We start from the raw sequence: 19,781 nt of genomic DNA, 5'->3' as shown, positions 1-19,781 counted from the left end.
ATCCTTTCTGCTAGGACGCCGGCACGGCGGACGGCAGCAGCGTGGCCCCGAGCGCGGCGGCCAAGGCGTTCAATTCGGCCGAATCGCTCGCGACGCCGAACAGGTACCGATCGGGCCTGACGATCACGGCCCCGACGCCCAGACTCGTTATCCAGTCCCGGATCTCCCCGGAGAATTCCTCGAGGACAACGGCGCCGAGCGAGTCCAGCAGCGCCTTCGTCCGATCACTGGTCCCGGAAAGGACCACGGGATCTCCCACCACGGCGAAGCGGTAGCCCACGGCGTCGTCGAGGAGCCGGCCGTCCGCGGTTTTCGGCTGGGCGCTCAGCGTTCCGGCGAGTTCGTTCGCATCGTCCCGGACGCCCGGGCCCAGCCGCGGGCGCAGCGCCTCGGCCCGGAACACCGGCGGGTCCTCCTCCGCCGCCACCAGGGTTTCGATCTTGTTCGCCAGCTGCGCGGACAGCTTCGTGTACGCGTCCACATGCGGCCGGCGCTCGGTCTCGTAGGTGTCCAGCAGCTCGATCGGCGATTCGCCCCGGAGCACCCGGCCGAGTTTCCAGGCGAGGTTCGTGGCGTCCCGGATGCCCGAACACATCCCCTGGCCGAGGTGGGGCGGCATGGTGTGGGCGGAGTCCCCGGCGAGCAGGACCCGGCCGGCGCGCCACGGGCTGGCCGTGAGCGACCGCCACTCGTAGACGTCGCAGCGCAGCAGCCGGTACTGGTCGGGGCTGAACCAGGGCGCCAGCAGTTCGTACGCCTTTTCGGTCCGCTCGAAAGCCGCCGCGTCGTCATCCGGGCGGAGCATCAGCTCGAGCCGCAGGCGGGGCGCGGCGATCGGCGTGAACGTCAGCGGATTGCGGATCGCGCCCTGGATGAAGGCGTCGCGGCCGGTGAGGTTTTCGTTGGTGGCAAAGGGCGTGATGTCGATGATCAGCGATCGGTGCGTTGCGTGGTGATCGATCTGTGTGCTGCCCATGAACCCGCGCACGCTCGAATGGGCGCCGTCGCACCCCACCACGAACCGCGCCCGGATCCGGCGGTCCTGGGCGGTGGCGGTCTCGCGGACGTGCACCAGCACACCGTCGCCCGCGTCCTCCAGCGCGGTGACCTCCCAGCCGAAGTACGTGCTCGCGTGGGCGTAGTTGTGGACCTTGCCGCGCAACACGGCCTCGAAGTCGGGCTGGTGGAACATGTAGTCCGACTGCCAGCCCTGCTCGGTGCGCCCCCGGTTCATCGCCATCTGCATCACGACGCGCCACTTCGAGTCGTAGTGGCGGTAGACGCCCATCAACGAGAAGTCCTTCTCGAGGTGCTGCACACCGAGCGTCTGGAACGCTCTCATCGTCTCGTCGTCCACATGGGTCGCGCGGGGCCGGGCCATCGGCATCCGGCCGCGGTCGATGACGGCGACCCGGAGGCCCTCGGTCTCCAAGAGCCGCGCGAGGGCCAGACCTGTGGTCCCGCAACCGATCACGGCGACATCGACCGTGCTGTTCATATCACCCTCGAGTCCGTTGTGGATGGATGGGGACGCCGCGCTGCTCAGCCGAGGCTGAACTTGTCGGTGAGCAGGCTGAAGCTGAGCCGGACGTTTCCCTCGTTCAGCTGCCAGCCGTGCACGGTGTTCACGCGGAGGCCTTCGCGGTGGAACGGCTCGGTGTCGGAGATGGCCACCGCGGCTTCCAGGGAAGGTGCCCTGACGATGGCGGTGCCGCTGCCGTCCCACTGGTCACCGGCGGCGTTGGCCCCGGAGAGGAACAGGACACCGTTCTCCTCCTGCTCTTCGAGCCAGAGGATGTGCTCCCGGAGATGGGGCGCCAGATAGTCCAGCGGCACGTCGACGGGATGGGTCATGTCCATCCGGATCATGTACAGCTGCACGCGACGCAGGTTCTGCAAGTGCTCTTCGGTGGTGGTCATCTCTGCATCTCCTCAGCGGATCACGCCTGGTTCGTGCACATCGACGTGGGTTTTCAAGGTCTTGGCGGCGACTGCCTCCAGGACGGAGCGGCCGCCGGTTTCGGCCACGGTCACGAAGAGCCGCCCGGCCGGGTCGAGGCAGCACGCGACCGGCTGGCCGTCACCCGTGCCGATCCGGGCCAGCAGGCCGGATTCGCCGACGAGGGCGACCGCGTGGGCGCTCAGCGTGCAGACCCAGACGCCGTGCGCGGCGGCGCAGATCCCGTCGGGCCGCGCCTCGGGGTGCACCACCTGGGCGAGGTCGGCGAACAGCCTCCGGTCGCTGAGCTGTCCGCCCGCGCCGATGGTGAAGGCGGTCAGCCGCTGCGCCCAGGTTTCGGCGACGACCAGGGTCCGGCCGTCGTCGATGATCGCCAGCCCGTTCGGGAACTCGACGTCTTCCGCCGCCACCGCCGCCCGCCCGTCCGGCGTGACGTGGATCAGGCGGCCCGGCCGCGGCTTTTCGCCGAGTTGGGCGGCGTAGCCGACATCGTCGACATAGAGACCGCCGTGACGGTCGCCGACCATGTCTCCCAAGGGGCCCGTGGCGACGCCGGACAGGTCGGCGTACGCCCCGAAGCCGGCGCCGTCCCAGATCCCGACTCTCTTTTCCCGCATGATCGCGCCGGCCAGGCGGCCGTCGGGCAGGAACCACAACCCGTTCGGCTGCGCGGCCAGCGGGGTGAAGGCCCACGTGCCGCCGCTGTCGGTCCAGATCCCGCCCTTCTGGGGGTCCGAGACCCACAGCGCGCCGTCAGTCCACCGTGGACCTTCGCCCAGGGTCAGTCCTTCGCGGTACCGGCTCATGGCTTTCCGTGCGCTCCGGTCATGTGGGCGGCGAGGTCCTCCGGGCTGACGAAGGACGGCGGGAGCGGCGGGCCCCAGCTGTAGTTGGCCTTGGCGTCGTCCCAGACCTGCGGGGACCACAGCGCGTCGTCGACGATGCAGTCCAGGTCGGAGTAGTACTCGGAGAACATGCCCGCCGGATCCCTGAGGTACCAGAAGAAGTTGGAGCCGATGAAGTGGCGTCCCAGCCCCCACGCGTGGCGCTCGGGATCGTCCTCGAGCATCGCCATCGCGCCGCGCCCGATTTCGTCGACGTCCTCGACCTGCCAGGCGGTGTGGTGCAGGAAGTTCACCGGCGCCCGCTGGACCAGCACGTTGTGGTGGTCGGACGAGCACCGCAGGAACGCCGCGGTGTCGCGGACCTCGTCGGACACCTTCAGCCCGAAGCCGTCGACGAAGAACCGCTGGCTGGTGGCCTGGTCGACGGAGCCGATCACGACGTGGCCGAGTTTGCGGGGCCGCACCCGGCCTTCGCGCAGGATCGCGGGCGCGCGGGCTTCCGGCCGCTCGATGACGCCCGGCCGGTTGTGCGCGGCTGCCGGGGACGGGTACTGGACCAGCCGCCGGGTCACCTCGGCCGTGACCTCGACGCCGGTGACCGGCTCGACGGCCGTCACGGATTCCTGCGACAGCCGGGAAACGGCGACGCCGATGCGCCGGAGCCGGCCGGCGATCCGGCCGATGTCGTCGGGATCGTCGACCCCGATCTCCATCCGCAGCAGCTGCCGGTGCGGGGCCGGCACCAGCCGGAGCTGCTTGCCGCCTTCGGCCGTCGACAGCCAGCCGCCGTCCTCGCCGGTGAGTCCGAAGTCCTCGTAGTAGCCGCGCACGGCCTTCGCTTCCGGCACCCCGATGGTCAGCGCATTCAAGGTGTGCAGTGGCATGGCTGTTCCCTTCGATTCAGGCAGTGCGCGAGACGTGCCGGTGACCTTCGGCGAACGTGGTGCGAAGGCGGCCGACGCCGGAGATCCACGTCTCGAGGACGTCGCCGGGCGCGAGATAACGCTGGGGCGACCGGGAATGCCCGACGCCGGACGGCGTGCCGGTGAAGATGAGGTCGCCGGGGGTCAGCGGGAGGATCGCGGAGAGCCGCTCGACGAGGGAGGCGACCGGGAAGACGAGGTCGCCGGTGCGGGCGTGCTGGACGACCTCGCCGTTGACGCTGCAGCCGAGCTCGAGGTCGTCGCGATCGGTGAGCTCGTCCGGTGTGACGATCTCGGGCCCGATGGGACCGAAGCCCGGGAAGGACTTGCCGATGCTGAATTGGGGCGGCACGCCGACGAGCTGACGGGTCCGTTCGGACAGGTCCTGCCCGACCGTGATGCCCGCGACGTGGTCCCAGGCCCGCGCCGCGTCGACGCGGACCGCGCGCCGGCCGATGACGACCACCAGCTCCGCCTCCCAGTCCACTGTGGACGTCGGTAGCTTCACCTCGTCGGCCGGGCCGGTGATGGAGGTCGGGAACTTCGTGAACACGGCCGGTTCGAGCGGCAGCGGCAGACCTCCCTCGGCGGCGTGGCCGGCGTAGTTCATCCCGATCGCGAACACCTGCGAAGGGCGCGGCACGGGTGCCTTGAGCCGGCTCGGGTCGAGGGGCTCGGCTCGGGGCTCGCGGAGGTCGCCGGCCCAGGCGGTGAACTCGTCCCAGCGGGAGAACACGGCTTGCGGGTCCGCCGGGAACCGCCCGTCGCTCGCGGCCTCGACATCGGTGACGCCGTCCGGGTGCCTGAGCACGAGCCGGCCGTCAAGATTGGCGATACGCATGCTGCGCACCTTCCCTTTTGCTCGACGCGGTCAGCAGGCACACCTGATGGCGAACTCCTGCTCGTTCCCGCCGCCCAGGACCTGCTGGTGGGCCGCCGCGTTCGCCCGGACGGCGCCGCGGATCTCGTTGTCCAGGCGGTAAACGTCCGCGACGAGGGCCTCCCAGTCGCGGTTGCCGTCCGCGGCCCACCGGAACGGCAGCCGCTTCAGCTCCCAGTCCGGCCCGGCCTGCTCGGCGTGCTGCAGCGCGGCCTTGACGATCTCCCGCTGCTGCGCCTTCTCCCGCGGCCGCCCGGCCGTGCACCCCAGCGGGAAGTCGAGGAACGAGGCACGCGGCGGCTTCAGGTAGCTGGCGTGTTTGTACAGCGTGGTGATGCTGGTGGTCGGGAGTCCCCGCCGCTCCAGCGCGCGGGCCAGGACCCCGAAGGCCACGTGGCACTGCGGGCAGAACGGCACCACCAGCACCAGGTCGACGCCCATGGCCTCGAACTCCCCGGCGATCCGGGGAGCCACCTCGGTCGCCAGCTCGTCGAACTGGCTGATCGAGCCGACCATCGACACGGCATTGTCCGCGTACCGCCCGATGACGCCGTCCCGTTCGAGGTCGAGCATGGTGTCCCTCGGGTACGCCACGTTGGGGTCGGCGAGGGCGAAGGCGCGGATCGGGGTCATGTGCCCGAACAGCACCTCGTCCAGCTCGCGTTCCCTGGGCAGCAGCCGGTAGGACAGGTCGCTGTGCTGCCGGAGCTTCGGCTGGTCCGGGAAGTAGGCGCCCGACGACACCAGCAGCCCGACCGTGGCCTCCCGCAACGGAACCCGCAGCGGCGTCAACACCGGCGAATCGAAGTCGGGCAGCGGCTCGGGCGCTATCCCCAGCACATCCCGGAGCAGCTTGTCCGGGTCGAACACCGGAAACCCGGGATCCGCCAAGCGGGAACTCGTCTGATCGACGTCGGTCACGTCATCACCTCGGAAGGAGCGGCTGAATACGTTCCAGGAGGGCGGGAACCCGCACCTCGGAAAAGAACGCTATCGGCGGCTCCGTCTCTGGCCGAGCCGCTGAGCGAAGCCGCGGGTGCCAGTTGACGAACCGCGGTGGCAAGCTGACGCGGTGATCGACGAAACGGCGAACCGCCCGGTGCTGCTCCTGCTGGCCCACCCACGGCCGGGAAGCCTCAACCACGCGGTGGCCGCGCGAGTCCGCGACACGCTGACCCGCGCCGGCCGGCCGGTGCGCTTCCACGACCTGTACGCCGAAGGCTTCGACCCGGTGCTGACCGCCGAAGAGGCTTATACCAGCGGGACCCGGGCCGAGGAATTCCTTGCCGCCGAACCGGATCCGCTGATCCGGCGGCATCGGGAAGAACTGCGGGAAGCCGGCGGGCTCGTCGCGGTCCACCCGAACTGGTGGGGCAAGCCGCCCGCCATCCTCAGCGGGTGGCTCGACCGGGTCCTCGTCCCCGGCGTCGCGTACCGCCTCGCCGACGCCGGCGGCGCGCCGCAGTCACTGCTGACCCTGCGGCGGCTGCTGGTCGTGAACACCTCCGACACCACAGCGGAACGCGAGCGCACCCTCTTCGGCGACCCACTCGACGCGATCTGGCGACGCTGCCTCGCGCCCTACCTCGGCGAACCGCAGGTGCGCCGGCTGACGCTGCGAGTAGTGGCCGACGCCGACGACCGGCAACGCGCCACATGGCTCGACGACGTGACCACCGAAGTTCAGCACCTGTTCGGCGAACACTGACCCGGCCGTCCTCGAAGCGAAGGAAGTCCATGACGTGCAACGCGACGCGGCCTCCTCTGCCGCTCCGATCAAAGCGTCAGGACGACTTTCGGCCACTCGTGCGGTCCTTTCGTTCCAGCCAGGCAACGGCGAACGAGAGGCAGAGGATCCCGGCGGCCACCACCAGCGCCGCGAAGACCCAGGCCGGCCACTCGTACGTTTCGCGCAGCGCCCAGGTCTCCTTGACGGCGATCAGAAATCCGCCGAAGCCCACGAACGACCAGCCGGTGGTCTTGTTCATGTACTGGACGAGCGCGTTCCGCTGCACGGGGTCCAGTGCGTCCAGCATCTGCTGTTGCCGGGCCTTCCACCGCCGGCGTTCCAGCACGTAGCCCAGCGGCGGCAGCAGCCACCACCAGTGCGAAACCGACGGTGGCGCCGGTCTGTCCTCGAGCATCCGCGTGACCTCCTCACGCAGGTGCTCCTGCTCTCGAAGCTCCAACGCCGCCTGAAACGCCGAACCGGCGACCAGCAGCCATGCCCCGACGAAACCGAACCACTCCACGACGTACCGACTCCTGCTGACTCAGTGATTGCTGGTGGCGCCCAAGTGCGTGAAGCCGAAGCCGTGGTCGTACTTGAGGCCGAATTTCAGGACCCGGTCGAGGCCGAGGTGCACCAGGCCGACGGCGCCGGCGACGGTGAGTGCGGTGAGGTGCCAGGCGTACCCGGCGCCGAGCAGGCCCAGCGGCAGCGGCGCGGAGTGCGCGAGGTTGTAGCACCACGCCCCGATCTTCGGGCCGGCGAGATAGCCCAGCGCGAAGAGGTCGGGGATGAGGACCAGCGCGGGGATCAGCCACCAGGGCTGCCCGGTGGCCGTGAAGACGACGACCGCCGCCGCGGCGGTGGCCAAGGCTTCGATCCGCAGCCAGAGCAGCGGCCGGCCGTACACCACGCCGGCCACCGCCTCGGGGCGTGCCCTAGGCACGAAGTGAGCCGAGGAAGTCCTGGATCAGGGTGACGGTCTCGGCGGGGAACTGCACATGCGGGTAGTGGCCCGCACCGGGAATCATCTCGAGCCGGCCCACGCCGGGCGGCATCGCGGCCACGATCGCCTCGCCCTCGGCCTGCGGGGACGCCCAGTCGGGGTCGAGCGTGCCCATGACGACCAGCGCCGGGCAGTGGACGCCGGCCAGCGCGGGGTCGGAGTCCGCGGTACCCGACCGGCCCATCGCCTGCAGCGCCTTCATCCGGCCCGGCTCACGCAGCATCGCCGTGGTGCGGTCGAGGCTCTCCTCCCAGTCCGTCGGCTTCGGGCCCGGATACGCGTTGTCCAAGTACTTCTTCCAGGCCCCGACGCTGCCGAGTTCCGTACCGGCCATGGTGAGCGCGCCCCGGCGGTAGGCGGCGTTGCGCAGGTCGCCGAGGGAGAAGTCCAGCTTGCGCGTGAACGGTCCCAGCTCGACCACCGCGGTCACCAGCTCGGGCGCCTTGGCCGCGACGATCGTGGCCGCACCGCCCGAGATGGAGTGCCCGACCAGCACGGCCGGACCGCCCAGGTGGCGGATCAGGGCCATCAGGTCATCGGCGATGTCCGGCTGGCCGTACGCCGCCCAGTCCACACTGGACTCACCGCAGCCGCGCAGATCGACAGCGGCGACGCGATGACCGGAGTCCGCCAGGGCCGGCGCGACGAAGCGGTACGCGTCGCGGCTGTTGCCGATCCCGTGCGCGAGCAGCACCAGCGGCCCGGAGCTCCCGGTCACCTCATAGGCCAGGATTCCACCGGCGACGGACAGATGTTCGGGCATGCCAACCTCACTGGTCGAGTCAAGGCTACTCAGATTAGCCTTTAAGGGTGACTCTAGTTAGCCTTCGGTGTTTCGGCAAGTATGATTTCGGCCACCGAAAAGCAGGAGGCCCGTTGCCAGCCCACGCACACACCTCGAACGCCGCGATCGTGACGGCGGGCCGCCGTCTCCTGGAGGAGGTCGGGGTGGAGGCGCTGACCATGCGGGACGTGGCCAAGGCGGTGGGGGTACGCACGCCTTCGCTCTACAAGAGGATCAGCGGGCGCCCGGAACTGCTCCAGCTCATCCTGGAAGACCTGGCCGACGAGCTGACCGCGGTCGTCGACGCGGCCGTCGGCTCCGGCGATCCTGCGTCCGACCTGCGGGCCCTGTGGGACGCCTACCGGAAATTCGCCCACGCGAACCCGATCGCCTACACCCTCCTGTGGGCGCCGCAGGCCGTGCCCGGCGCGACCGACCGGTACCAGCGGACGTCGGTCACCCTGCTGCGGCTGGTCACCGACCTGGTCGGGCCGCAGCGGGCATTGCCGTCCGCGCGCACGATCGTCGCCTGGAGCCACGGCTTCATCACCATGGAGCTGGCGGGAGCCTTCCGCCTGGGCGGCGACGTCGACGAGGCCTGGGCCTTCGGCCTGGACCGAGTCCTGAACGCCATTCGCCCGGCCGGCGGGGCCTAGCGCCACCTGCTCGAGCCGGTCCGCGTCATCCGGCGCGAAACGCCACCGGCCTGACGGCGATGGCAGGCGCACATCGCGCGGCACCGCTCGAGCGCGACGCCGGGTCCGCAGTCACCTGCTGGTCCGGCACGACGATGCGGGCCCCCCGGGGAACCGGGAAGCCCGCACCGAATGCCGTCCCCAGGTCAGTGGGGCAGGTGGACGTCGTTGCCGGAACCGATGCTCAGGTGGCTCAGGTCGGCGCCGATGTCGCCGCTCAGGGCGCCTTGGCCGATGTTGCTGACGACGTCGTGCACGTCGGAGACGTTGCCGCTGTGCGAGGCGATGTCGCCGACGTGGTTGGTGACGTCGCCGACGGTGCCGTTGTGCGAGATGTCGCCGAGGTGCGTGGCGGCCCCGGTCGCGTGGCTCGCGACGTCGCCGACGCCGTGGGCGGTGACGTCGCCGATGGTGTGGTCCAAACCGGCGTTCGCGCCCAGCGACCCGGTGAGGTCGCCGATCGTCGAGCCGACGCCCTGGGCGCCGTCGACGGCCGAGGTGAGGCCCGAGACGCCCTGCAGCCCGGAGGTGAAGTTCCCGCCGTCGAGGGCACCGGTGACGTCGCCGCCGGCCACGTGGCCGGTGACGTCGCCGACCGCGCCGGTCACGGCGGTGACCGGGGCCAGCTGCCCGCCGCCGACGTGGTCGATGCTGCCGGCCAGGTCACCCGTGGCGGAGAACGGGTCGGTGATGTTCTGGGTGAGGGCGGTGACCCCGCTCACCGAGCCCAGCACGTTGTTCTGGGAGGTGGCGTCGCCGAGCGCGAGGTGCTGAGTGAGGGCCGTCAGCTGCTCGACGGCACTGGTCTGGCCGCTCGTGATCGAGTCGAAGTTCAGGCCGTTCGCGCCACCGAAGGTGTTGACCGGCGCGTAGTCGAGCACGAGCGGGAGGATGTCGTGCAGGTCGGCGCCGGAGATGTCCCCGAGGCCCGCGTCGCTGAGCGTCTGCTGCGGGTCGTGGCCGAAGGTGCCGCGGGCGGACGGGTCGTTGAGCAGGTTGAGCGTGAATTCGTACAGCGACTGCGCGGGGTTCATCGACCAGGCTCTCTGTGGGGGACAGGTGACGTCGCCGATCACGGGGATCGACCGCGCCGACGGTAGGGCCGGCCGGGCCGCGGCCACATCGGGTCTGACGCCTAGTCACGATCCCGGCCATCCCTGAGGGGGAGGAGTCATCCGTTAGGGGGTCGGACGCAACTGTGGCGTGGGTCTCCTCGGAGAACCAGCGGCGCCGCGCCCATCTGTGGTCCCCCACAGGTCCGAACTGTTGGTGGGTGAGCCAAAGCGGTTCACCGTGTTCGGAGGTACCGACCGTCGTGAAGGAGCTGCTGCCCGCGCAGCTGCGTGACCTGCTGACCGCGATCAGTGACCATCCGGACGACCCAGTCCGGGTGATCCTGTCCGGCCCACCCGGCCATGGGAAGTCGACGGTCCTCGGCGCGATCGGCCGGCACTACCGCGACGCCGGGGTCCGCGTGATCGGCCGTGACAGCCTGACCGGGACCACCTCCACGACCGGCGCGGCGGTCCTGCTCGACGACGCCGACCTCCTCACCGGCCGGGCGCGGGAGGCGATCACCAGGCTGGCCGGGGAAACGACCCGGCTGGTGCTCACCCACACCCCCGGCACCGCCGGGACCGTCGCCGCGGAGCTGGTCCGGCCCGAGACCCGGCACATCCGGCTGACCGCGTGGACCGCCGCCGACATCACCCGGTTCGCCCAGGGAGTGCTCGGCCGTGCCCTGACCCCCGAGCAGGCGGCCACCGCCCAGCGCGTCACGTCGGGGGTGCCCCGCCTGGTCGCCCACGGGCTGCGGGCGTCGGGCACCGGGGAGCTGATCGACGAACTGCGCGCGGAACTGGACCTGCTCGGCGAGCCGGGGCAGACCTACCTCGTGGTCGCGGGCGCCGGGAGCAGTCGTGACCTCGAGCTCCTCGCGGTCGCGCTGGGACAGGAGCGCGACGACGTCCCGGCGGTCGTCGCCCGGGTCCGCGCCGCCGGTCTGCTGGCCGCCGACGACAGCGTGCCGCCGGTCGTGGTGCGGGCGGTGCGCGACCACGTCGGCGTGAACCGGCTGCTGACGGTCCTGGTCCGGATGCTCGACGTGCTGCTGGCCGCCGGGCAGCCGGTGCTGCCGGTCGCGCGGGAGCTGCTGCGCCTGGGGGCCACGGGCGTGGTCGTGCGGACCGGGCTGGAGGCGGCGGCCGCGGAGGTGCTCGAGGACGAACCCGCGCTCGCCGCGGACCTCTACGCGGCCGCGGCCCGGGGCGGCAGCTCGCGCACACGACTCGCCCCCGGGTGGGCCGGCGCCGCGTTCCGGTCGGGGCGGCTCGACACCGCCCTGGCGCTCGGCGACGAACTCCTGAACTCCCCGGCACCCGACGACCGGACCCGCGGTGCGGTGGTCGTGGGCACGGTCGTCGCCCGCCGCGGCGACCTGGCCTGGGGCGCCGAACTCCTGCGCTGGTCGGGCGAGCCGGCGGCAAGACGGCTGGCCGACCTCGCCGGGATCGCCCTCGGGGAAGCCGGGCCCGGCGAACCGGACACCGCCGTCCTGCTCCCGGCCTACGGGCACATCGCCGGACAGCTGCTGGACGGGATCCGCGAATCCGTGGGCGGGCATTCCGAAACCGCGCTGGCGACGCTCGTGGCCGCGGCCGACGCCGCGGCGGCGACCGGCACCGGCCACCTCCTGCCGGACTCGCCCGCCGAGCTGGCCGCCCTCGTGGCCTTGCACGCTGCCGAGTTCGACCTCGCGCACGGCGTGCTCACCCGCGCCGCCCACGGCGAACGGCGCACGCTCCTGCTCGGCTGGACCGCGATGCTCCGCGGCGACCTGGCCACCGCCACGGCCCACCGGGCGGCTGTGCGCGCCCAGGACGTCCGGCTGGGTCCGCGCGACGAGCTGTTCCTGCGCACCCTCGAACTGGGCCTGGCCCGGCGCGGCGACACCCCCAACGCCGTCCACGCGCACTGGGCCGCGGCGTACGAGGCGACGATGCGGCAGCCGGTCGATCTGTTCACCGTGCTGCCGCTGGGAGAACTGCTCGTCGCCGCGGCCAGGATGGGAGAGGACTTCCGCGTCGCCTCCCACCGCGAGCGCGCCGTCGCATTGCTGGAACGGCTCGGTTCGCCGCCGCTGTGGTCCACCTGGCTGCACTGGTCGACGTTCCACGCCGCCGTCCTGACCGGCGACCACGAGTCGGCCCGCCAGGCGCTGCACGCCCTTGACGGAGTGACCGGGCGGCTCGCGCCCGCGCTGTCGGCGGCCGGTGACGCGTGGCTGGCCGTCCTCAGCGGCACCGTCGACCTCGACGCCGTACTCGCCGGAGCGGAGCAGCTGCACCACGCCGGGCTCCGGTGGGACGCGGCCCGGCTCGCCGGGCAGGCCGCGATCCGCGCGACGGACCGCACCGTGATGGTGACGCTGTTGCGTGCCGCCAAGCGGTTCTCCTCCGGAGTCAAGGGCGAACCGGCCGCCGAAGGACGACCGGACGCACCCGCGTTGACGGCGCGTGAACGCGACATCGGGCGCCTGGTCGTCGAAGGCCACACCTACCGCGAGGTCGGCGAACTGCTCCACATCTCGGGCAAGACCGTGGAACACCACATGGCCCGCATCCGCGGAAAACTGGGCGCCACCGACCGCCGCACGATCGCGACCCTGTTGCGGGCCATGCTGGGCGACGAGGATTGAACCAGGCAGCCGAACACGAGCTCGAGATCTCGTGCCCCGCTCGTTCGATCCCGGCCCCCGTTCGTCCCGCGCGCGCCGCCGCCCGTTCGATCGAGCGGGCTCCGGCCGCCTGACGGCTGGTAAGAACACCGGTGTGCCCGCAGGCCGGGCGGGCACACCGGCGCACGAAGGGGTGCAGATGGGTTTCCCAGGTTTGCAGCACGTCGCGATCACCGTGTCCGATCTTCCGCGCAGCATCGAGTGGTACACGAAGCTGTTCGGCGCCGGGCCGGTCCTGGACGAGGACGAAGAAGGCGGCGAGTTCCACCACACGGTCTTCGCGCTCGACGGCGGCATGCTCTTCGGGCTGCACACGCACCTCGGCCGGGAAACCCGGGACCGGGCGGACGAACGCCGCACCGGGCTGGACCACGTCGGGTTCGCGGTCGGGTCGCCGGCCGAACTGGCGGAGTGGGCCAGGAAGCTGGACGAGCTCGGCATCCGGCACGGCGGGGTGAAGAAAGCGCACTACGGCAGCGGCGTTTCCTTCCGCGACCCGGACAACATCCCGCTCGAGTTCTTCACCGGCCCCGAATGACCACGCCCCGGGGAAAGCCATGTGCGATCAGCGAGTAGCCGATGTGATGGCGCGCCAGGTCGTCGCGGCCGGGCGCGACACCTCGTTCCGCGAGCTGGTCTCGGCGCTGCTGGAACACGGGTTGCCGGCGGTGCCGGTCCTCGATCCGGCCGGCCGGCCGATCGGGCTCGTCACCGCGGCCGACGTGGCGGCCAAGCGCGAGTTCCACGGCGGCGCGGACCGGCTGCCCGCCCTCGGCAGGCCGCGCCGCCGGAGCCGGTGGCGGAAGGCCGGTGCGTGCACTGCCGCCGAGCTGATGACGGCACCCGCGCCCACTGTGGACGCCGACGCGCCCCTGCACGTGGCGCTCCGGCGGCTCGCCGACGCCAAGTCGGCCCAGCTCTGCGTGGTGGACCGGAATGCCCGGCTGGTCGGGCTGCTGTCCCACCACGACGCCCTGTCCGCGTTTCTGCGGTCGGACGCCGACATCCAGGCCGAGGCCGAAGCCGTTGCGCCGGCGGACATCGGCGTTCAGGTCGTCGAGGGCATCGTCACGCTCACCGGCACTGTCGGGCTGAGAAGCGTTGTCGAGCAAGCAGTTCAGGCGGCACAGCGCGTGCGCGGGGTGATCGCCGTCCGCGATGAGCTCGACTTCCGCTTCGACGACGTCACCGCGCACGGAATGTGAACGCGGCGAGGCTCAGCAAAAGCCCGTGCGCACCTTCTCCCGGTCCGGCTGGGAACCGAACGCGGCCGGCTGGCAGGTGGTTTCCAGCACCGACATCCACAGGTCGCCGTCGGGGTCGACCTGGTTGCGGCGGCTGGTCATCAGGGACAGCGGGACGTGCACGAAGCGCCGCCGCCAGCGGGCGACCGCGGCCGCGGTGCGGCCCGCCATGGCGGCGTGCACCGCGGCGTGCGCCAGTCGCAGGCAGTAGACGCTGTCGTAGGCGTTGGCCGCGATGCTCCGGATCGAGTAGCTCGGGTCGATGTAACGCATCGTGGGAGCAAGGCCGGCCGCGGCCAAGTGCGCGGCGATGCGCTCTTTGAGCAGCTCCCCCACGTTGCCGAGCTTGACGTTGCCCGACGCGTCCGTGCCGCGCCCGTTCCGCTGCGGGCCGGGCTGGTCGAGCAGATCCTGCCCGGCCCCTTCGGCGAGGACGATCACCACGTGCCCCTTCGCCCGCACGCGCTGCTCGACGTGGGCGAGCAGGCCGTCCGGTCCCTCGAACGCGAAGGGGATCTCCGGGATCAGCACGATGTCCGCGCCGTTGGCGGCCAGTGCGGCGTAGCTGGCGATGAACCCGGAGTGCCGGCCCATCAGCTTGACGATCCCGACGCCGTTCGGGCTCGACGCGGCTTCCACCGAGACCGACGCGATGAAGTCGGTCGCCCGGGCGAACGCGCTCTGGAACCCGAACGACTGGTCGGTGAAGGGCAGGTCGTTGTCGATCGTCTTCGGCACGCCGATGACCGCGATGTCGAGGCCCCGCGCCCGGATCGCGTCGCTGAGGTACGTCGCGGCGCGCATCCCGCCGTCGCCGCCGATGACGAACATGATGTCGACGCCCCGCAGGACGAGGCTGTCGACCATCTCTTCGGCGTCCTGGCCGCCGCGCGAGCTGCCCAGGATGGTGCCGCCGTCCTTGTGGATGCCGCGGACGTGCGCGGGCGTCAGTTCGACGGTGTCGTGCCGGTGTTCGGCGGTCAGCCCGCGCAGGCCGTTCCGGAAGCCCAGGATCCGCTTCACCTTGTAATGCACCGCGAGTTCCTGGACGAGACCGCGGATCACGTTGTTCAGCCCGGGGCACAGCCCTCCGCAGGTGACGATCCCGGCGGTGACGCGGGCGGGGTCGAAGTAGATCTTGCGGCGCGGGCCCGCGCCTTCGAAGCTCGGCACGCGCGCGGGCGGGAGGCGGTGCTCGGCGAGCATGGACACGGTGTCCTCGAGCAGGACCCGGTCGCCTTCCGCGACGTAGTGCGGAGAGGTCTGTTTGGTGGACAGCATCTCGGCGAGCGGCGAATCGTAACGACACTCGCCGAGATGGCGAACGCGGAGGTCGTCCAGCTGCAGCGTCACCGAATCTCCCTGGTCGTGCGCATGTCGGTCGTCACTCGAAGGTCGTGTGCGTGAGGTAGCGGATCTCGCCCCTGGAGATCAGGAGCGATGCGCAGGTGGTCGTTCCGTCCGCGGTGCGGGGGCGATCGAGAAGGGTTCCCCCGGTGACCCCGGTGGCCACGAAGAACGCGTCGCCGGCGGCGAGTTCGGCACATTCGTAGACCCGGTCGATCGGCATCCCCGCCGCGCGGATCGCGTCCGCTTCCTCGACCCGTTGCGGGGCGAGGCGGCCCAGCATCCCGCCGCCCAGCGCGCGGACCGCCGCCGCGGTCATCACGCCTTCCGGCGTGCCGCCGACGCCGAGGAGCAGGTCGACGTCGAGCGTCGGCAGGAGCACCGCCAGGCTGCCGCCGACATCGCCGCCCGCCGGAGTCTGCACCGCCGCACCGGCCTGCAGCACCCGGGCGATCAGGTTCTTGTGCCGCGGCTTGTCCATGATCATCACGCGCAGGTCCCCGACCTTCTTGCCGAGCGCGGCGGCGACGTTCGCCAGCGTGCGCTCGGGCGGGTCGTCGAGGTCGATGACGTCCTTCGCCCGCGGGGGCACCACGATCTTGTCCATGTAGAACCCGGGCCCCGGCGACCAGAGCGTGCCCGGCTCGCCGAACGCGATCGTCGCCAGGGAACCCGGCAGATCCTTGGCGCAGAAGGAAGTTCCTTCCAGCGGGTCGACGGCGATGTCGAAATCCGGGCCGTTGCCGGTGCCGACGACTTCGCCGTTGAACAGCATCGGGGCGTCGTCCTTCTCGCCCTCCCCGATGACCACGGTCCCCCGGCCGGGCGCCTCCGCCAGCGCCTCGCGCATCGCCTTGGTGGCGGCCGCGTCGGCGGCTTTCTGGTCGTACCGGCCGGCCCAGGCATAGCTGGCCACGGCGGCGCTGCGGGTGGCGGCCAGCGCCACCGCCTCCAGTGCGTGGATGTCAACGCGCATGTCCAGCTCCAATTTTGTCTGTGGCATCAGGAATGAGAGCTCGCGCGACGGCTATTCGAGATTCGCGTGGAGCCGCCACAGTTCACGGGCCTGGGTGCCGCTGGTCTGCCACAGCGCGTGGAACAGCGAGTCCGTGATCAGGAGAACGGACTGCTCGAACAGGCTGCCGGCGTACTGGACGGAGGCCTTGCCGTCGAAGTCCTGCTTGTCCGCGGCCGGGATGACGAGCACCTCGGTGGCGATCTTGCCCAGCGCCGAATCCGGCGCGGTGGTCAGCGCGACCACGTTGGCGCCCTGGTCGCGAGCGGTCTGCGCGGCCCGCACCACCCGGGCGGTCGAGCCGGAGCCCGATGCCGCCACCAGCACGTCGCGCTCGCCGATGGCCGGGGCCGTCACCTCGCCGACGACGTGCGTGGGAAGTCCGAGGTGCATGAACCGCATCGCGGCCATCTGCAGCGCGAGCCCGCTCCGCCCGGTACCGATGGTGAACACCGCCGGCGCCTTGAGCAGCATCGCGCCCGCCCGGATCCAGGACCCGGGCTGCACCGCCGCGCTCACCCGGTCCACCTCCCCGACCACGGCGCGGGTCGCGCCGGCGAAAAGGCTGTCGTCGAACTCCTGGGGAATCGTCTTCGTCAACGAGATCTTCCTCCACTCGCGGGCGGATGACCTGCCTGCGTCACCTGCGCGGCCATCGCGCGGACAAATCTGCTTAGACCACAAGGATTCGCTACCCACAGGCGGCCAGCAAGGCTTGCGGCATCAGGAAAATCTATCCCCTGATTGGGATGACGAATAATGCCGGACATCACGGCCGGACCGAGCGCACGCTTCGGCGCGCGGCTTCCGCCACGGCTTCGGCGGTGATGCCGAATTCGCGGTACAGAGTCTTGAAGTCCGCCGAAGCGCCGAAGTGCTCCAGCGACACGACCTCGCCGGCGTCGCCGACGAACCGGTGCCACGGCTGCGCGATACCCGCTTCGACGGCCACCCGCGCGCGTACCTCCGGGGGCAGCACTTCTTCCCAGTACGCCCGGTCCTGCCGGTCGAACCACTCCACGCACGGCATGGACACGACCCGGGTGCCGATCCCTTCCGCCTCAAGGACTTCCCGGGCCGCCACCGCCAGCTGGACCTCGGACCCGGTGCCGATGAGGACCACCTCGGGCGTACCGGTCGACGCCTCCGCGAGCACGTAGCCGCCGCGCGCCACGCCCTCGGCCGAGGTACCCGCGAGCGTCGGCACGTTCTGCCGGGTCAACGCCAGCCCGGTCGGGCCGCCGGTGTCCTCCAGCGCGGCCTTCCAGGCGTACGCGGTCTCGTTCGCGTCCGCCGGGCGCGCCATCGACATCCCGGGAATCGCGCGCAGCGACGCCAGGTGCTCGACGGGCTGGTGCGTCGGGCCGTCCTCGCCGAGGCCGATCGAGTCGTGCGTCCACACGTAGACGACCGGCAGCCGCATCAGCGCGGCCAGCCGCACCGCCGGGCGCATGTAGTCGCTGAAGATGAGGAAGGTGCCGCCGTACGGACGGGTCCCGCCGTGCAGCGCGATACCGTTGAGGATCGACCCCATCGCGTGCTCGCGGATGCCGAAGTGCAGCGTGCGCCCGTAGGGCTGGGCGGTCCAGGCGTCCGTGGAGATTTCGGCCGGGCCGAAGGAATCCGCGCCCTTGATCGTGGTGTTGTTGCTCTCCGCCAGGTCCGCCGAACCGCCCCAGAGCTCGGGCAGCACCTCGCCCAGCTTGGCGAGCACCGCCGCCGACGCCTTGCGGGTGGCGACACCCTTCCCGTCCGCCTCCCACACCGGCAGGTCGTCGGCCCAGCCGGCGGGCAGCTCGCGCTTGCCGAGCCGGTCCAGCAGCACCTTGCGCTCCGGGTTGTCCTGCGCCCAGGCATCGAATTCGAGCTGCCACTTCTCGTGGTCGGCCCGGCCCCGCGCGGCCGCCTCGCGAGCATGCCGCAGAACCTCGCCGTCGACCTGGAAACGCCGCTCCGGGTCGAAGCCCAGGGCGCGCTTGACCGCGCCGAGCTCGTCCGAGCCGAGTGCGGCGCCGTGCACGCCGCCGGTGTTCATCTTCGTCGGCGCGGGGTAGCCGATCACCGTGCGCAGGACGATCAGGGTGGGGCGGGCGGTCTCGGCCTTGGCCTGCTCGATCGCGTCGAGGAATCCGGCGACGTCCTCGCCGCCGTCCACGGTGAGAACGTGCCAGCCATAGGCTTCGTAGCGCTTCGCGGTGTCCTCGGACAGCGCGATGCGGGTGTCGTCCTCAATGGAGATTTCGTTGCTGTCGTAGACCACGGTGAGGTTGCCCAGCTGCTGGGTCCCGGCCAGCGACGAAGCCTCGGAGGTGACGCCCTCCTCGATGTCGCCGTCCGAGGCGATCACGTAGATCCGGTGGTCGAACACGCTCGTGCCCGGCTCGGCGTCCGGGTCGAACAGGCCGCGCTCGCGCCGTGCCGCCATCGCCATGCCGACCGCGCCGGCCAGCCCCTGGCCGAGCGGGCCGGTGGTGATCTCCACGCCCGCGGTGTGCCCGTACTCGGGGTGGCCCGGGGTCAGCGAACCCCACTTGCGCAAGGCCTTCAGGTCGTCCAGCTCGAGGCCGTAGCCGGACAGGAACAGCTGGATGTACAGGGTGAGGCTCGAATGCCCGGCGGAGAGCACGAACCGGTCCCGTCCGAGCCACTCCGGATCGTCCGGGTCGTGCCGCAGAACCCGTTGGAACAACGCGTAAGCGACCGGCGCGAGGCTCATGGCCGTGCCCGGGTGCCCGCTCCCGCACTCCTCGACCGCGTCCGCGGCCAGCACGCGGACGGTGTCCACCGCGCGCTCGTCCAGCCTGGTCCAGTCTTCCGGGAGCCGCTTGGTGGTCAGGCGGGTTACCTCGGCAGGGGATTCGTTCGCAACCATGGACGCGCACTCCTGATGATTTCGGTTTCTTCGTGAATTCCGGGAAAGGCGGGCCGGAACCGGTGGTCTCCGCCGCGCGCCGAGCAGGGGCCCGGCGCGCGGCGGGACGCCTTTGTCAGGCGGCGAGTTTTTTGAGTTCCTTGGCGGCGGCGGCGGGGTCGGGGGCGTTGTAGATACCGCCACCGACCACCGCGACACTCGCCCCGGCGTCCCGCACCGCCCCGATCGTCGCGGCCTTCACCCCACCCGCGATCGAGAACGCCACCCCCGCCTCCCGGCCATCCGCCAGCAACCGGTCAATGCTGTACCCCGGCCGGGCCTGCTCATCCAGACCCGCATGAATCTCCACGAACGACACCCCCAGCTTCGCCACCTCCCGCATCCGCGCCACCCGCCCCTCGGTCACCGCGATCATGTCCGCCACCACCTCCTTCCCATACTTCCGCCCCGCCGCCACCGCACCCCGCACCGTGTCGTCATCCGCCACCCCCATCACCGTCACCACATCCGCCCCCGCCTCAAACGCCAACCCCGCCTCCAACTCCCCCGCATCCGCCGTCTTCAAATCCACAAACACCACCTTGTCCGGATGCGCCGCCTTCACCGCCGACACCGCACCCATCCCCGCCGCCTTCACCAACGGCGTCCCCAACTCCAAAATATCCACAAACTCCGCCACCCGACGCGCCAACCCCAACGCCGAACCCAAATCCACAACATCCAACGCCACCTGCAACCGCATGAC

At 71.1% G+C, this 19,781-nt stretch carries 20 protein-coding genes; 5 read left to right on the top strand and 15 right to left on the bottom strand.

The window, feature by feature from the left end; genetic code table 11:
- Positions 1–10: 10 nt before the first annotated feature.
- Genes BMY97_RS44105 through BMY97_RS44080 form a run of 6 tightly spaced genes read right to left on the bottom strand, consistent with a single transcriptional unit; the run spans position 11 to position 5,529 of the window.
- Positions 11–1,498, bottom strand: coding sequence for a bifunctional 3-(3-hydroxy-phenyl)propionate/3-hydroxycinnamic acid hydroxylase (locus tag BMY97_RS44105; protein ID WP_091629443.1), 1,488 nt, complete (start codon positions 1,496–1,498; stop codon positions 11–13).
- 44 nt (positions 1,499–1,542) lie between these two features.
- The gene (locus BMY97_RS44100; RefSeq protein ID WP_091629441.1) at positions 1,543–1,920 is read right to left on the bottom strand and encodes a YciI family protein; all 378 of its coding nucleotides are present in this window, start codon (positions 1,918–1,920) and stop codon (positions 1,543–1,545) included.
- Positions 1,921–1,932: 12 nt separating this feature from the next.
- Positions 1,933–2,766, bottom strand: coding sequence for an SMP-30/gluconolactonase/LRE family protein (locus BMY97_RS44095; protein WP_091629439.1), 834 nt, complete (start codon positions 2,764–2,766; stop codon positions 1,933–1,935).
- Positions 2,763–3,689, bottom strand: a complete 927-nt coding sequence (locus tag BMY97_RS44090) for a VOC family protein (RefSeq protein ID WP_091629437.1) — start codon at positions 3,687–3,689, stop codon at positions 2,763–2,765. The genes BMY97_RS44095 and BMY97_RS44090 overlap by 4 nt, the downstream gene beginning before the upstream one ends.
- Before the next feature lie 16 nt (positions 3,690–3,705).
- Positions 3,706–4,569, bottom strand: a complete 864-nt coding sequence (locus BMY97_RS44085; RefSeq protein WP_091629435.1) for a fumarylacetoacetate hydrolase family protein — start codon at positions 4,567–4,569, stop codon at positions 3,706–3,708.
- Positions 4,570–4,599: 30 nt separating this feature from the next.
- Positions 4,600–5,529: a glycine/sarcosine/betaine reductase selenoprotein B family protein gene (locus BMY97_RS44080; protein WP_091629433.1), complete on the bottom strand. Its 930-nt coding sequence runs from the start codon at positions 5,527–5,529 to the stop codon at positions 4,600–4,602.
- Between the two features lie 151 nt (positions 5,530–5,680).
- Here BMY97_RS44080 and BMY97_RS44075 point away from each other — a divergent pair, with 151 nt between their 5' ends.
- Positions 5,681–6,316: an NAD(P)H-dependent oxidoreductase gene (locus tag BMY97_RS44075; RefSeq protein WP_091629431.1), complete on the top strand. Its 636-nt coding sequence runs from the start codon at positions 5,681–5,683 to the stop codon at positions 6,314–6,316.
- Between the two features lie 76 nt (positions 6,317–6,392).
- On the opposite strand, the gene BMY97_RS44070 is transcribed toward BMY97_RS44075, so the two are convergent.
- The 3 genes from BMY97_RS44070 to BMY97_RS44060 are packed head-to-tail and all read right to left on the bottom strand — an operon-like array spanning position 6,393 to position 8,106.
- A complete protein-coding gene (locus tag BMY97_RS44070; RefSeq protein ID WP_091629430.1) occupies positions 6,393–6,860 on the bottom strand; it encodes a hypothetical protein in 468 nt (155 codons plus the stop codon).
- A 21-nt stretch (positions 6,861–6,881) separates the two neighbouring features.
- On the bottom strand, positions 6,882–7,283 hold the full coding sequence (locus tag BMY97_RS44065) for a DUF4260 domain-containing protein (protein WP_218157019.1): 402 nt from the start codon (positions 7,281–7,283) through the stop codon (positions 6,882–6,884).
- Entirely contained in the window at positions 7,276–8,106 is an 831-nt protein-coding gene (locus tag BMY97_RS44060; protein WP_091629427.1) for an alpha/beta fold hydrolase, read from the bottom strand. Before BMY97_RS44060 ends, BMY97_RS44065 begins: the two co-directional genes overlap by 8 nt.
- A gap of 113 nt (positions 8,107–8,219) precedes the next feature.
- Between BMY97_RS44060 and BMY97_RS44055 the strand changes: the two genes are divergently transcribed.
- Complete coding sequence (locus BMY97_RS44055) at positions 8,220–8,783, top strand: TetR/AcrR family transcriptional regulator (RefSeq protein WP_177231854.1); 564 nt, start codon at positions 8,220–8,222, stop codon at positions 8,781–8,783.
- A 185-nt stretch (positions 8,784–8,968) separates the two neighbouring features.
- On the opposite strand, the gene BMY97_RS44050 is transcribed toward BMY97_RS44055, so the two are convergent.
- Positions 8,969–9,856: an IniB N-terminal domain-containing protein gene (locus tag BMY97_RS44050; protein WP_091629424.1), complete on the bottom strand. Its 888-nt coding sequence runs from the start codon at positions 9,854–9,856 to the stop codon at positions 8,969–8,971.
- Between the two features lie 281 nt (positions 9,857–10,137).
- On the opposite strand from BMY97_RS44050, the gene BMY97_RS44045 reads away from it, so the two are divergent.
- From BMY97_RS44045 to BMY97_RS44035, 3 genes are all read left to right on the top strand, one after another.
- On the top strand, positions 10,138–12,519 hold the full coding sequence (locus tag BMY97_RS44045) for a helix-turn-helix domain-containing protein (protein ID WP_091629422.1): 2,382 nt from the start codon (positions 10,138–10,140) through the stop codon (positions 12,517–12,519).
- A 178-nt stretch (positions 12,520–12,697) separates the two neighbouring features.
- A complete protein-coding gene (locus tag BMY97_RS44040) occupies positions 12,698–13,096 on the top strand; it encodes a VOC family protein (protein ID WP_091629420.1) in 399 nt (132 codons plus the stop codon).
- Between the two features lie 46 nt (positions 13,097–13,142).
- Positions 13,143–13,763 carry a CBS domain-containing protein gene (locus BMY97_RS44035; RefSeq protein ID WP_091629419.1) on the top strand — a complete coding sequence of 207 codons (621 nt, stop codon included), beginning with the start codon at positions 13,143–13,145 and terminating at the stop codon, positions 13,761–13,763.
- A gap of 12 nt (positions 13,764–13,775) precedes the next feature.
- Here the strand turns inward: BMY97_RS44035 and BMY97_RS44030 are convergent, their stop codons facing one another.
- From BMY97_RS44030 to hxlA, 5 genes are all read right to left on the bottom strand, one after another.
- Positions 13,776–15,155 carry an ATP-dependent 6-phosphofructokinase gene (locus tag BMY97_RS44030; protein WP_091629417.1) on the bottom strand — a complete coding sequence of 460 codons (1,380 nt, stop codon included), beginning with the start codon at positions 15,153–15,155 and terminating at the stop codon, positions 13,776–13,778.
- 31 nt (positions 15,156–15,186) lie between these two features.
- On the bottom strand, positions 15,187–16,125 hold the full coding sequence (gene glpX / locus BMY97_RS44025) for a class II fructose-bisphosphatase (RefSeq protein WP_245787808.1): 939 nt from the start codon (positions 16,123–16,125) through the stop codon (positions 15,187–15,189).
- A 51-nt stretch (positions 16,126–16,176) separates the two neighbouring features.
- Positions 16,177–16,764 carry a 6-phospho-3-hexuloisomerase gene (hxlB, locus tag BMY97_RS44020; protein WP_177231853.1) on the bottom strand — a complete coding sequence of 196 codons (588 nt, stop codon included), beginning with the start codon at positions 16,762–16,764 and terminating at the stop codon, positions 16,177–16,179.
- Positions 16,765–16,933: 169 nt separating this feature from the next.
- Positions 16,934–19,036 (bottom strand): transketolase, encoded by a 2,103-nt coding sequence (gene tkt, locus BMY97_RS44015; protein ID WP_177231852.1) that lies wholly within the window; start codon positions 19,034–19,036, stop codon positions 16,934–16,936.
- 115 nt (positions 19,037–19,151) lie between these two features.
- Positions 19,152–19,781 (bottom strand): 3-hexulose-6-phosphate synthase (gene hxlA, locus BMY97_RS44010; protein WP_245787438.1); only part of this gene is annotated, 630 nt, incomplete at its 5' end.

This window comes from Amycolatopsis saalfeldensis (genome assembly GCF_900110575.1).
Taxonomy (GTDB): domain Bacteria; phylum Actinomycetota; class Actinomycetes; order Mycobacteriales; family Pseudonocardiaceae; genus Amycolatopsis; species Amycolatopsis saalfeldensis.
Note: the sequence above shows the minus strand (reverse complement) of the source record. Positions and strands in the feature narration are given on the sequence as shown.